This is a genomic window from Paraburkholderia dinghuensis, assembly GCF_003837865.1.
Classification (GTDB): domain Bacteria; phylum Pseudomonadota; class Gammaproteobacteria; order Burkholderiales; family Burkholderiaceae; genus Paraburkholderia; species Paraburkholderia dinghuensis.
Genome location: NZ_RQIS01000040.1, coordinates 1 through 13,638 on the forward strand (window position 1 = coordinate 1; position 13,638 = coordinate 13,638).

The 13,638-nt window shown below is 55.6% G+C and carries 11 protein-coding genes and 3 pseudogenes; all 14 read left to right on the forward strand.

The genetic code is table 11. The features are described 5' to 3' along the window. A partial coding sequence (locus D1Y85_RS27370) for a helix-turn-helix transcriptional regulator (protein ID WP_221410345.1) occupies nucleotides 1-384 on the forward strand: 384 nt, incomplete at its 5' end. 389 nt (nucleotides 385-773) lie between these two features. Further along, entirely contained in the window at nucleotides 774-1,409 is a 636-nt protein-coding gene (locus D1Y85_RS26595) for a TnsA endonuclease N-terminal domain-containing protein (protein WP_124154057.1), read from the forward strand. Next, nucleotides 1,390-3,363, forward strand: a complete 1,974-nt coding sequence (locus D1Y85_RS26600; protein WP_185219137.1) for a DDE-type integrase/transposase/recombinase — start codon at nucleotides 1,390-1,392, stop codon at nucleotides 3,361-3,363. Before D1Y85_RS26595 ends, D1Y85_RS26600 begins: the two co-directional genes overlap by 20 nt. Beyond that, entirely contained in the window at nucleotides 3,360-4,265 is a 906-nt protein-coding gene (locus tag D1Y85_RS26605) for a TniB family NTP-binding protein (RefSeq protein WP_124154059.1), read from the forward strand. The genes D1Y85_RS26600 and D1Y85_RS26605 overlap by 4 nt, the downstream gene beginning before the upstream one ends. Further along, nucleotides 4,265-4,666 (forward strand): annotated as a pseudogene (locus D1Y85_RS28165) (TniQ family protein); the annotation flags it as partial. The gene D1Y85_RS26605 and the pseudogene D1Y85_RS28165, both read left to right, overlap by 1 nt. 99 nt (nucleotides 4,667-4,765) lie before the next feature. Continuing rightward, complete coding sequence (locus D1Y85_RS27805; protein WP_246025061.1) at nucleotides 4,766-5,248, forward strand: hypothetical protein; 483 nt, start codon at nucleotides 4,766-4,768, stop codon at nucleotides 5,246-5,248. Between the two features lie 69 nt (nucleotides 5,249-5,317). Further along, nucleotides 5,318-5,665 (forward strand): annotated as a pseudogene (locus D1Y85_RS28170) (TniQ family protein); the annotation flags it as partial. A gap of 132 nt (nucleotides 5,666-5,797) precedes the next feature. Beyond that, nucleotides 5,798-7,159, forward strand: coding sequence for a hypothetical protein (locus tag D1Y85_RS26615; protein ID WP_246025062.1), 1,362 nt, complete (start codon nucleotides 5,798-5,800; stop codon nucleotides 7,157-7,159). Then, nucleotides 7,156-7,689 (forward strand): hypothetical protein, encoded by a 534-nt coding sequence (locus D1Y85_RS26620; RefSeq protein ID WP_124154062.1) that lies wholly within the window; start codon nucleotides 7,156-7,158, stop codon nucleotides 7,687-7,689. Before D1Y85_RS26615 ends, D1Y85_RS26620 begins: the two co-directional genes overlap by 4 nt. A gap of 61 nt (nucleotides 7,690-7,750) precedes the next feature. After that, the gene (locus D1Y85_RS26625; protein ID WP_124154063.1) at nucleotides 7,751-9,097 is read left to right on the forward strand and encodes an SMEK domain-containing protein; all 1,347 of its coding nucleotides are present in this window, start codon (nucleotides 7,751-7,753) and stop codon (nucleotides 9,095-9,097) included. Nucleotides 9,098-9,282: 185 nt separating this feature from the next. Then, nucleotides 9,283-10,587 carry a pentapeptide repeat-containing protein gene (locus D1Y85_RS26630; RefSeq protein ID WP_124154064.1) on the forward strand — a complete coding sequence of 435 codons (1,305 nt, stop codon included), beginning with the start codon at nucleotides 9,283-9,285 and terminating at the stop codon, nucleotides 10,585-10,587. Between the two features lie 635 nt (nucleotides 10,588-11,222). Continuing rightward, nucleotides 11,223-11,444, forward strand: a complete 222-nt coding sequence (locus tag D1Y85_RS26635; RefSeq protein WP_221410346.1) for a hypothetical protein — start codon at nucleotides 11,223-11,225, stop codon at nucleotides 11,442-11,444. Between the two features lie 410 nt (nucleotides 11,445-11,854). Continuing rightward, a pseudogene (locus D1Y85_RS26640) lies at nucleotides 11,855-12,146 on the forward strand (ATP-binding protein); the annotation flags it as partial. 581 nt (nucleotides 12,147-12,727) lie between these two features. Continuing rightward, a complete protein-coding gene (locus D1Y85_RS27275; RefSeq protein WP_185219138.1) occupies nucleotides 12,728-13,273 on the forward strand; it encodes a L,D-transpeptidase in 546 nt (181 codons plus the stop codon). The last annotated feature ends 365 nt before the right edge of the window (nucleotides 13,274-13,638 follow it).

The window sequence follows — 13,638 nt, forward strand, 5'->3', positions numbered from 1 at the left end:
GTGCGGTACCTTGAACATCTCTGCTTTCCTTCCTTTGGGTCGAGTTTATACGCGACCTGCTGGAAGGCGAAATTTCAGGGGAAGCTCATTCATAGCATCTGGCGAAAATTTTGCCCCCCATTGAGAATGCATCAACGTGCATCAGCGGAGTCATTTATGGAAGCCTTGGTCACCGCAAACGAATTTGCAGCGATCCTGCGGATCTCGCGCCGGAAGTTTGACGCGATGTATCTGAAAGGCGAGACGCCCGCATGCCTTCGAATTGGACGTCAGCGCTTCTGGCGACCGCAAGATATTGCGGTGTGGATGAGCACCTTGATAGAGTCCCAAGCCCCTACCAGCGTGATGTTAGCGTCGCTTCGTCAAGCTGGGCAGCAGCCATAGAGCCGAAGTGGATTTACTGGGACTATCAGAACCCGGGGATCGCGTTTAGCCAGGTGGAAACCTGCTCAAATCTTGCAATCGCGAACCCAATGATGGGGTTCACCGCATAAGCCCTTATCTGTCGCCAGCGGAGCCCGAAAGCACGACCAGGAGAAAATCGATGCCATAAAGTGAAAAAGCCAATCACATCTGAGATGGACTGGCTTCCTCGATCGCGCGGCGCGCGACTATACAACGGTGTGGAAACCTCAGTATAGCCGCTTCCCCGGTCGAGTCAATCCCGTTCGTCTCCACGGTGCGCGATTTTTCGAATCGCGCGGTCGGCGCTCGCCCATACGGTCCGAGACGCCCCTTTCCACGCGCCCAGCCCGGGCGCCGGAGACGATGTCATGCCTTCAAAAATCACACGAAGCGGTACCTGTTTCCGGGGCTTCATACCGTCGATCAAGAGCCCCCCGTCTGTACCGTGGCACAGCTGGGGAGAGGAAGGGGCCGCCCTCCTCCTGGAGTTTTCTCCGGAAGTCGTGCATTACCGTGACGCCCAGGATCGGCAGTTTCAGCTAGGCACGATTTCCCACCCCTTCAGCTACACGCCCGATTATGAGGTGACGTTGCGCGACGGCTCGATCGTATTCATCGAGGTCAAGCCGGCGCAGGAAGCTCGTCGTCCTTCGGTCGCAAATCGTCTGGCTTTGGCGCGAGCCGGCCTCGCCGAACGAGGGTTTCCTCTTTACGTCTGGGACGAGAGGATTACTGGAGCCGACATCCGTCGCGACACCCTCCGGTTGCTTCGCCCCTGGCGCGGGCGGATTGGTCGCAACGAAGCTGACGAGGCTCGCGATCTGGTCGCCCGGATGCAGCCTCGTACGTTCGGCGGACTGATCCATCTCGCGCGCACGAAAACCCGCGCACTCACCTGGCTTGCAAATGGTGCCGCTGGCATTGACCTCGACTTGCCCTTCCTGTCGACGGCCGAGATCTTCGTTGACCCACCGGAGATGCGACATGCGCAGATTTTTGCTTAAGCCCGCGATCGTCTTCGTGGAAGGTTCTATTCGCTGGACAGTGCAGCGACGTCTGGCAGACGGCCGGATTCTCTTGGAATCGGACGAGGGAGAGCCGTTGCGTATTGTCGAGACCGAACTTTGGGCACGTCACGCATCAGCCGCGTGGGAACTCGACCGCGACAGTATCGCTGAGGCAGTAGCGCCCGTGATTGAAGTTTCACGGCGTGACGCGTCAACGTACAAGGAGAAGGATGTGCAGCAGGCGCAGATGCGCTTGGCATATCTTCGGGCAGTTGCAACCGAAGGATGCACCGGCCAACCGTACACGGAAGTCGTTCTTGCGCGCGTCGCTGCCAACCTTGGCGTGAAGGCACCACCAAGCTACCGCAGCTTCTGCCGCTGGAAACGGCGATACCGCATCGCCGAAGATGTCGTTGATGTTATTCCGCGTCACGAGCGCAAGGGAAGAATCAGTGTACTCGATGGCGCGCTATTGGATCTCGTTGAGGACGTTATCGAGACGCACTATCTCAATCAGCAGCGGCCAACTGTGGCATCCCTGTACGACAGGGTTGTTACAGCCATCGAGGAGAAAAACAAGCAACTGCCGGAACCCTTACCGGTAATCAGCCGCGCCACGCTTTATCGCCACGTCCACACGTTGGACTGGTACATGGTGACTGTTGCCCGCGAAGGGCGCCTGGCTGCGAAGAGGAAATACCGCCCCGTGTACGGATCACTCCGGACGCAATACATAAATGAGCGATGGGAAATCGACCACACCCCGGTCAATCTTCTCTGCGTCTGTCCAAAGCGCCGAATCGTCATCGTGCGGCCGATATTGACGGTCGTCATTGACGCGCACTCCCGCATGGTCATGGGATTTCAGATCAGCGCGCGCGTACCGGGTCAGGAAGAGGTTGGTGCTGCAATTCGCATGGGAATGCTGGGCAAAGGCGCGCTGCTGCGACAGCTTGGTCTCGAACATATCGACTGGCCCGCGCGAGGGGTACCTTCCCTCATCGTCGCGGACAACGGCATGGAGTTCCACGGAACCGGCTTGCGACATGGTTGTGCAGATCTCAGTATCGAGCTGGCGTATTGCCCAAGTCGATCCCCGTGGCACAAGGGGCGTGTTGAGCGCTTTATGCGAACGGTAGCTGAGCAGCTCTTTCACAATATTCCCGGGACAACGTGGTCGAACACGGCCGAGCGTGGCGACTATGAATCAGCGGGTCTCGCCTGCGTCACCCTCGAAGACCTGACCAAACTTGTTGTTCGATGGATAGTCGAGGTCTATCAGCATGCGCCCCACCGGGGCTTGGGTCAACGTACGCCACATATGGTGTGGCAAGAAAGCTGCCGAAAACATCACATCTACATGGCCGAAGATCCGAACGCGCTCGAAATTGCGTTCGCCGGTACCACGGATTGCGTCGTAACCAATCGGGGAATCACCTTCGATCACCTCTCTTACAACAACCACGGCCTGCAAGCATTGAGGCTTCGGTTGCCCGAAGGCGAAAAGCTGCGCGTCCGGTATTTTTGCGACAGGGTCGACGCCGTTCAGATATTCGACCCGGCCCGCAAAGAGTACATCGAGGCGGCTTGTACGGATCTGCAATACGCGACTGGACTCACACGGGATATGCACGCGGAACTGGTAGATCAACTGAGGTGCGAGAGCAAGGTGGTCGACATCGATTCTCTTCGTCGCGCCCGCGTCGCGCTAAGCGACCACATCGATGAACTCTATCGCAGCCACCGGATATCGGATCGTCGCAAGGCAGCAAGGCTCGAAGGACATTCAAGCAAATCGATCCTTTTGGGAGAGAGTGCCATTTCAACAGCTACGCCTCCCGGCACTTCAATGGATGCCGATCCCGATGATACTCGCCATACCGTCATCGCAGATATCCCGGCGTTTGCCGTTTCGAAGCGCTTGACCAACCATCCAGGGAGCAAGCGATGACCAACTTTAACGTTCGAAACAATATCGTCGATCATCCTGACTTTGTTGCCGCGAAATCCGCGATCGAGGAACTGCATGAATGGCAACGGGAGTCTGCCGAAGTATCGGGACTTGCGCTTGTGGGGCCGAGTGGCAGTGGCAAATCAACTGTACTCAAAGCATATCGTGATCAATTTCCACCGCGCGACGAGCTGACAAGGCGCGCCATAGTGATTCTGTATGTAGAGGTGCCGTCGGCTCCTACCGTGAAGTCACTTGCTGAGGCTATCCTGCTTGCCATGGGCGCAACGATTCCGCCCGGCGCAACAGGGGCCCGCCTGACCGAATGCATTGTGACGCTGGTTGAGGGATGCGGCATCGAGCTCATCATGCTCGACGAGTTCCAGCATTTTGCAGACGGAGCCAGGCGTCGGTTGCTCGAAGTGTCGGACTGGCTTAAGGGCCTGCTCAATCGCCTGCGGGTCTCGGTTGTCCTGGCAGGACTCCCCTCGTTGTTGAGGGTGCTCGACGTCAACCAGCAGCTACGGCGGCGCTTTTCAAGAATCGTGCGATTCAAGCCTTTCTCGACGGCGGAAATGCCCGATCTTGAAACATTCGTCGGTGTAGCCCAGGCGCTCATGACGGACATGCCGCTGCCTTGCGCGAATCTGGATCAGGTCGCTTTCATCAAGCAGCTGCATTTTGCGACCGGCGGGCTGGTTGATTACATGTGCAAGATCATTGGCGGCGCATATCGAATAGCAGCTTCCCGGAAAGCGAGGTTCGTGGACATCGCTGATTTTTCGAAAGCATTCCGCGTCCATATCTGGGATGAGGCACCACCGAGCAGGGATCCGTTCCACAGGAAATTTAATGGCTTGCCGCTGACGCAAACGGGCGAGCCATTTGCGGAGGGACTCTGATGGGCCGTCCTCTGCTAATAGGCGTTACCCCCTCCCCGGGCGAATCGTTTTCATCCGTTCTATTGCGAACGGCAGAAGCAAACGGACTACCAAGGCCCGGTCTTGTTCTGCGCACAGCTGGAATTGCCAGTACCTTGCCTCGGCTGCAGAGCGAGATCTCAGCGCTGGCGATGGTTTGTCGGCTGAACGTCGATCTGGTTCGCGCCCTGCTTCCGTTGGAGCGCGGCCCCGGTTCCCAGGGTTTGGCGCGAAGGCATCGCTACCAGTACTACGGAGCAACTGTTGGGCTGGAGCACCTTCTCGTAGGCCGGTGCGAGCGGGTTTGTCCGGTTTGTATCCATACCTCCGGCTATCTGCCCGCAGTTCACGCATTCACATTGGTTACCGCCTGCCCTTTCCATGCTACGCGGTTGCTCGATCATTGCCCAAGATGCGAGCGTGCAATCGACATGATGCGGCCGCGGCTTCACCTATGCCAATGCGGACTCGATCTAGGTACCGTGGAAAGCATTCCGGCATCCGATGATGAAATGCGAGTTATCAGGCTTGTGTGCCGGCGATGGCAGTTCAGTTTCATGCGAGACCTACCACCGCGCTGCCCGGATGTTCCTGATGACTTCAACAACCTCGATCTCAATGATCTGCTCAGAGCGATTTCGTTCCTGTGCAGGCTGAATGAGGAAAGTCACCGGACTTGGCGCACCGTAACGCAGTCCAAGCGGATTCGCGCGATTTCCTGGCGTGTCGAGCATGTAGGTCGCCTGCTTCGGGCCTGGCCGCATGGATTCGAAGACCTGATTCACCGGGTGCGGACTCCCCTCATCGGCGGGTTCGCGCACGGCGCGCCTGGTCGTGTGGGACGAGCCTCCATTTCGCTGTTCAGTGAGCTACCCGAACCGAAATTTGCATTCATCCACCGCTTGCTTGTTTCGAGCATGCAGCAAGGAAAGCCGGGAATCCGGCTCGCCATGGCAGAGGCGTAGCTCTTCCGCGCGGTACCCGCGCATTTGAATCGGGTACCGTCTATTTACGTCACGAACTGACGATTTTCCATGCAACCGACAACATCCCCGCTACTGGTGCGCCCTGCACCAGATCCATTAGAGGGACTTCCAGCCTATTTGCTTCGGGTGGCTCTCGCGAACGGATTTGCCGGAACATGCGGCATTTTTCGCAGAAGTGCCCGGCGCGCATGCGATTTGGCACCCCTCGGCTCAATGCTTTCCGTTGTGCAGGCTACGTTCCCTTCCAGCCTGTTGTCCGAGAGCCAGAGTCCTTCATCGAGTGCTGCGCGAACATGGAATTTACGACGCGCGCGTTTCTGCCCACTCTGCCTGGCAGGGGGCAGTGTATGGAAACGAGAGTGGGATCTAACCCTCGTTGCGTGTTGTCCGGAGCACAGAATTGTGCTGTCGGAACGCTGCCACGTTTGCACTAAAAGTCTGACCTGGTTCCGTCTCGGGTTGACACGCTGCGACTGCGGCGCTGATCTCAAGGCAGCGCCCTCGGGAGCAACGGCCGGGGACGAGCACGTGATTGCCCAATGGATGAAAAATCTTCTGGATGGGAAAGAACTTGGCGCACCATTTGCACGGCTGACGCTGGATGAGTTCTCTACGCTGTGCATCGTACTCGGTAGCTACAGCGCAAACCGGGGCATGAAAAAGCCGCTGCGCAGCGCGGCGATCACGAACGTGGGCGAAGCGGTAATGATCGCCCGACACGCGGCTATGGCACTTGATGACTGGCCGAATGGATTGTATCGCCTTCTTGAGACCATACCGGGCGCGGGTCCTGATAACACCGAAATCTCGAAGCAGTTCGGAGCGCTGTACGGAGCCTTGTTCAAGCTGCTGTCCCCGGAGCCCTTTAACTTCGTAAGAGAGGCGTTCCGTTCTTATCTTGCGCAGACATGGCGGCGTCCCATTACAGCGCGTCATCGACGGCTGGTTGAGGAAATGCAAGATCACGACTGGGTTTCAGGCCGTGTGCTCAAGGAATGCGGAGTTGCGCCGGCACTGGTGAGACGCATTGCTCAAGCGAATCCACTTGTCTCGGACGAGGCTCATCATCGGCAGCGAATTCATCTTGCGTTTTCAAAGTCAGCGATACTCGCTAACGCGTGCCGATATTCCGGGGGTTTGACGTTGGCGCAGGCAGCAGTTCGGCTTGGGCTTCCACGGAAGCGGGTTCGTCATATGGCGGAAGATGGCTTTCTGGACGTATTGCCGAGAGAATCGACGAACCAGCCATGGATTATTTCCGTGCAATCTGTCGTTGGCTGGGAGGCGATATCAGATCGAGTAACCCATCCGCCGATCGCGAACGCACAAACGGCAAGATCCCAGTTGCGTAAATTGCTTTGGTCCCGGCGTGCCTGGCGTCTATTCCTGAACCACGTTCGCACGCGTCGGCTGATCATGTGGCATCTGGACGGTGATACCGCGTGTTTCGGAGACTTCATGATAGATCCCGATGCATTGAGCAAACTGCTTGCACCAGAGAGTGACGAACATGAGGAGTGGTGCAGCGTGTCCGACGCTGCGCGAAAGCTGGGAGTAAAAGATGAGGTTTGCTACCACCTGGTGCGCACGCGACTTCTGGCAAGCGAGGTTAGTGTTCTTCGCGATCGAGAATGCCGCCTTGTGCATAGATCGGCAATCGAAAATTTCCGATCCACGTACATTTCTCTCGTAAGCGCGGCCAAAGAGTGCTGCACCACGCCCCGAGCGTTGCTCGCCACCATCCGTGCCAGGGGGATCGAGCCCAAGTGCGGACCCGGTGTCGACGGATGCAGGCAATACTTTCTGCTCTTGAGCGACTGGAATCGTGAGGCGCTATTTCACGTCGCGGCAGGCCACAATGTTTCGCCTCCCGCAAGGAGATCGACATGAAGCTCACGGATTTCCAGATTGGTCTTGAATTTATGGAAGGTCCTTTCTGGTGGCGATGCACGGATATTGGAACGCGCTCGATAGCTGCCATTAAGCTTGCCGAAGATGACACGGTTTGGTACGCGGGACCGCCGTATATGATTGAGGAGGTGGTCCTTGACGAGGCTCGGATTGCTGACTGTCACCTGACGGAAGAAGAGCACGTCGAAGCTGCACTCGTCGAAGCAGATACGTCGAGTCATCCGGGCTATCCGCATGAAGCGTTGCGTCGCATGACAAAGGCGCGCCTCAAAAGCAGAGCCTATCCGCGAACGGGGATGTTTCGGTTTGACCGTGTATGGAGCGATGGCAAGATCCTGCACCCCTATGCAGCCCACAAAGTTGGCGAGGAGTGGATAGTCAGCTTTTATTTACCATTCACCCAAGGCTGGGGGGAAATGTCTGAGACTCAGTTCATTGCCTTGCCGATAGCTACGGCATTTGATATCAAGAGGCGTGCAGCGCAATTAGCTAATCCACGGAGGACTTGATGATGGGCTCAACATCTGCTGCCAACGTCAATGCCACTGAACCGAATGATCTTCTGTACCTATGAGCTCGATTCAAGACCTTGCTAACCGCCTTGCGATCTACCTGGCCGCTTATAAACACTATATTGAGCTGAAGTCGAAGGCGGGTCTGTTGGATGTCACTAAATTCGGTGAGGCATTGGCCAGAGACATCGCAGAGATTGTTTTCGACTACAAAGATCTCGTCAATCTGAATCTCGAATCGAATTTTACTGCCATTGATCTTGGTTCGCTAACAGCGGGCTGCGCTATTCAGGTCACCCTATCCGCGAGCACAACCAAGGTCGTTGAGACACTGAATAAATTTTTCGAGCATGGCTTAGACGGCACCTATTCAGCACTGAAGTTCATCGCTCTTCGTGACAAGCAAAAGACTTACGTTAACCAGCAAATCACCAGGTCGAGAGGGACATTTGATTTCGATCCGGATCGAGACATCTACGACTTGGGCGACCTGTTTAAGATCTTGGTCGCACAGGCCAATTCTGCAAAGCTGGAAGCAGCCTGCAAGAGGCTGGAGGCCGAAATTGGATCCGAAATCCGCCCTTATTTACTTGACGCAGATCGGCTTGGGCAGCGTCTACGCAATCTTTTCTCTGCGCACGATGTCCGGACGACAGACGGGGTAAAGGCACTGCAGTCGTTTGGTGTGAGCCGCACAATCTATTCGGACAGTCTGAGCCTCGCCGAAGCCTCCAGCAGAGAAATGATCGAATACGTCGCCGAACAGTTCTGGATCAGTAGTGATTGGATCGAAGGCACGTACGACCACATATACAGCGATGCTCCAGGTGCGGAGAAAACGACTGACTGGCGGCGTAGCCTGCGCGGTGCATATGATCTCATCGAGCGCGCGAGCGCTGACGGAGAGCAGCTCAATGTGATGATTCCAGTTTGGCCCGACTTTCGCGAGCTGGATGCCATCGATGACGTTGTGGATTTCGAAGCTCTGGACTACAAACACTTCTTTCTGGTTGCCCGGAAATCAAATGATTTCTCGGTCGATTGCTTTCGCCTGGCCATCAGCGATCCATTGAGCTACCGGAAATGCCGCGATGGACTCTTCTTACTCTTCCTGGCGGCGGAGATTTACGAGATCGAGACGCAAAGAAAGACGTACATCGATGTATATCAGGTGCAAGGAGAACACATACGGAGCTGCTGCTTCGGAGACATGTTCCTTGTGGATGTCGTCTGCGCCGGTCGCTTGGTCCGTAACCACAAAGATTTTATCTATAGCGACGGAACGGCCATGCTGAAAGCAACCCGCGACGTTCCGAGCCGGCTCGCCATTTGGCTACAGGAGAATTTGACCGAGTTCGTCGCTCGGCGCTCATCCTTGCTGCCGACCACTATCACGTTCCCATAACGCAACAGCACGCGAAACCATCGTCTCTACCGTGACCATATAATGCACACAGTGGGATGAGTACTCGGGGATAAGCTTTAGGTGGAGCCGCACCACGATACCTTGGCGTTACGGCGGGTCACCGCTCAAGCAAAGGAGTAGTAGATGCGACCGCGTCACCTATTGCAACATTAATCAGATATTCGATGCGAAAAAATTCACCTTCACGGCTCCGTTTAAAAAAGCGATTTGCTCTCCCGAACACAGAAGTCCCCAAGCCTAGTCGCTGGAATCAGCGATGGAGTTATGTCAATGCCTTGTTGACACTGGTAATTTTGGCTGCTTCCGCCGCCTTCGCTTATCTGCAAAACGTGCGTTCTGAGCAGCAAAACCGTATCGCTGAATCTACTCGACGTGCGGGACAACTTGCGGAAGTTGTAGCTACGTTCGATGCCATACAAGAAGAACAACGGCAGTACTGTCATATCTATGAAGACTCGCGTTTCTGTGTCGAAACGCGCAGTTCATTGGTAGAAGGGCGACGTGCGCAACATATTGCGGATGAGCTCCCTGATCAACTATTTCACGTATCGACGACGTTGAGTGCTCGAATAGTAGCCCTCTCTGTTGCGCTTAGGCCTTACCAGTATTTGCAGTTTCACGAATTAAACCCGACCATCTGGGAAAGTAAGGAGCTCAATTGTTCGTCAGCGCTTGTAGACCAGTTGAACATGAAAAGTGCGCGCACAGCAGGTTTGGCCATCGATCGCGCAGATGCGGAAATTTTGGAAAAAGCACCGCTTGCCGATCAGCTCATTGATCGCGCGTACAGTCCCGAGCGGTCACAACTTCTGCTTTTTCTGGCACAAGCCCATGTCGACTTGGCTCCACTGATATCTACTGGGGCCGACTTTTCAAGGGTGCTTATGGATGATGCGCATCTAGACAGGATCGTGATGTCAGACGCAAGTTTCTCAGCATCGCGGTTCATTGGCGCATCACTTATGGGCGCTAGCCTGACGCACACATCATTCGATGAAACTGACCTAAGCTGCAGCTCATTGATGTTCGCGAACCTGAATGGGACGATTTCCCGCTATGCCTCCTTTGCTGGCGCGGATCTTGCGCGCGCTTCACTTGTGCATGCAGTTATCAGCAACTCGGATTTCCGCGTTAAAACATTGGCAGGCGCTGATTTACGTGGAGCGATCCTTAAAGAGTCTTGCCTAGGCAATCCGGAGAGCTTTTATGGCGCCACCATTGATCGGATGACGCTAGCTGGCGCGCTAGTTACCTCTCCAGCATGGCTCGATATTGTCGCGCGCCAGCCCGATTCAGTTCATGGTTTCCATCGAGCAGATTGGGTCATAAAGGCGAAATCTGATACAACGTGCGACGGGAAACCTGCCTATCAAATTACTTGGCCTGTTGGCTTCGATGTCGTCAGTTATGTTCGTGATCACCCTATCATTCCAATTACGACTTCCAGTCAAACGTCCCAAGATAGATAGCCCAGTTTGACCGGCGCCTTTTATGGATAGACGCACGGTGCGCTCGCCTCCAAAAACTCCGCGCGGCGATGGCGTTGATACCCCTATCTGACGCCGGCAAACATGGAAGGGTAACCTTCCACCCGTTACGGTTACATTCGGAATGGTCGCCAGGATGGCTAGCGATCGTCCATGCCATGGCAGTGGACAACATGGGTCGGTCCCGGCGCTCCGTCTTCGCTCTCGGCAAACCTCGACGATCGCTCGCAGACTCAGTGCAAGCGGTTGCCACCTACAATGGACAGAGAGGATGACAAGGCTCACCGTCATCAAGGAACAGTTTGAACTCCAATGATTTCTACCTGATGAACTTCGCGAGCTGGATGCTCATTCAAGAAATGAATCGCGCAATCGCAGTGCTCGAGCATTGCCCCGAAATTCACGATTCGACGGCGACGTGTTCATGTTTGAAACGGGACTCGAGATTCCTGTCTCTGACGCGCGACCTTCACCGAAGACCAATGAACCCGGTGTAGGATGCAGTTTGGCTTCGCGCCGCCTCGTTCGTCATCGCGGTGTATTGGGGCGCGACCTTTTCATTACGCGGTGTCCCGCCGATCCCTCCTATCGCGCACTGTCCAGTCGGAGATTGCGAAGTGACTTCCCTAAAGCGTTGGATCGTCGAGGTTCAGGACTCTCCTGATGGGAGCGGCGACGGTATTTTGCAGCTCCCTGATGAGCTGTGGAATGAATTGGCCGCGCAAGGGTGGGAGATCGGGGACGTTCTCGATATTGAGCTGGTTGCCGATCCGGGCCACGCGGCGATTCGAAATCGCTACGCGGAGTGTCGTCGGCTTTCCGCGACGCGCAAATCATAGCGGGATAGACCGGCCGCATCGGGACAGCTTGGATTGTCGCGAGTGGACACATATTTCGCAACTTCTGTAGGCTAAGGACAGGATTTCGACGAGGGGGAACAGACTACTTCTCAAAAAACTTGCGCAAGCCTTTGATTTTTTAAGGTATGCAAAGACATATAATCTGAGAGCCCACAAGGTTTGTTGTAGATAGACGCATAAGCTGAGAAAAACGGGCCCATAAGTTGCGAGACTTATGGGCCCGTTTTTCAATAGCTCAGAACTCAATTTCGGCAAAGCGATAAGAACCACCGGGCGATTGCCTGTGACACCTGTCCTCAAGACGACCCAACGACGCTCCAGGCATACGTAAGCGACGAAACACTCGCCGCGCACGAGTGCGAGCATATTGATGACATGCTCGACATCGACATCGGCTCTCGAAACTGTACGAGCGCACCAGCGTGGTGATCACGACCAACCTGCGCTTCGAGGAATGGCCCAGTGTGTTCGGCGATGCCAGGATGACGACGAGCGCTGATCGATCGCCTCGCGCATCATTGCCATATCGAGGAGACCGGCAACGAATCGTGGCGCTTCAGGGTGAATTCGGCGAAGGTTCGTACAAGCGGGAGGAGAAAGACAAAGGACGCTGACAACGCAGAGTTATCCACATCGGCGTACATCTACTACGCTGTCTCAGGGCGGGGCAAATTAAGATGAAAACCGTGGGGGTCAATATTAGGCGCTCGCCAACAGTTGCTGATCGAATGCCCTCGATGCGTCGCGCCACTTCCTCAAAAGCGCTTTCCGTCTCGCTCACCCTTCTCTCCTTTTCCTCGATAGCTGGAGCCTCCACCAGACTCGGGGTGGTGCACCAAACCCCGACGGGTGAAATTTCCGCCGGCGTTGACGCATAGTCGGTATTCCTTCATACGCCGTCGTGCATGCTGAGGGAAATCAACTATGATGGCCCCCCGTGGCTCACGCCACGGGTCAGGTCGTGGAAAACGTGCGGTAATCAAAGCACCGCGTTTGGAGAATTAATGACGGGTTACTCACGGGTTCGTCGAGGTATTGTGGTTAGCTCGCTCCTGGCGGCAGGAGCCGTAGCCGTTATAGTGATCGGCGCGGGTAACTCGCGCGCGGGACGCAGCGCCGACGGTACCCCCCCTGTCACCACGTCCTCCACAGTTGCGACAAACTCGCCATCGCCTGTCGCATCGGATGTCGCGGCAACATCTCCTGCGCCGTCCGCGTCTGAAGCGTCGGCATCGGTGGTGATACCTCCCGCGGGAACTCCCATGGCTCAAGCGATCAAATTGATCCAGGATCAAACAGCTAGTGCCCTGGCGATGAACCCAGCCGTTGAGCCGCATGATGCGGTCGGTGGCCCCCCGGCATTTCCGGCAGGTTTTGACTTTAACTCCGCTGCCCCGCCAGCGACTTCGCCGAGCGAGTGCACCAAGGCCCGGCGGATTATTTGTGTCGATAAAACGACTTACACTGCAACTATCTATGAAGGTGGTAAGCCGCAGTGGTCGTTTTATATTCGCCCGGGGGACGCACGTGGTACCCGTTATCAAACGGGGGAAGGCTACGGCCGTATTGCACGCAAGAGTCGCAATCACGTGTCCAGTGTCTATGGCACACCCATGCCATATGCGATGTTTATTTCATGGGACAAATTCCCTGCCACTGGTGAAGCCTTCCATTTGTCGTACCAGTTCCAGTCGGAAGGGTACTACGGGGCTAGCCACGGATGTATGGGGGTTGGTTCCGAAGTAGCCATGAAGCGGCTGTGGGACACCATCCCCAACGGGACACGGGTATTCGTCTACCGCACCTGAAAGCGTCGTGACACGACATCGATAGTGCGTATTTCAGTGATGGTGCGCATCGATGTGTTCGGTATGCGATCTTTCCATGTATACCTAGATCGATAAATTCTCCGTCCAAAGACATCTTTTCTGAAAACTCACAGAGGCTTGTTGTAGATAGCTGGAGTTGACCCTGTAATTCCGGACACAGCTTCACACTAAGGTTGCTGATTCCGTCGCGCGCCGGAATGCTCGTGGTGAGCGGTATTTCAACGCGCTATGGGGATGCTTCTCGTTGTAATGCTCGAATGTATTGACCCAGCGAAACCTGCACAGATTAAGCAGCTAAAGCGAATGCCTCAGCCGGGGTTTTCATCTTCAGCGCCTGGTGGGGC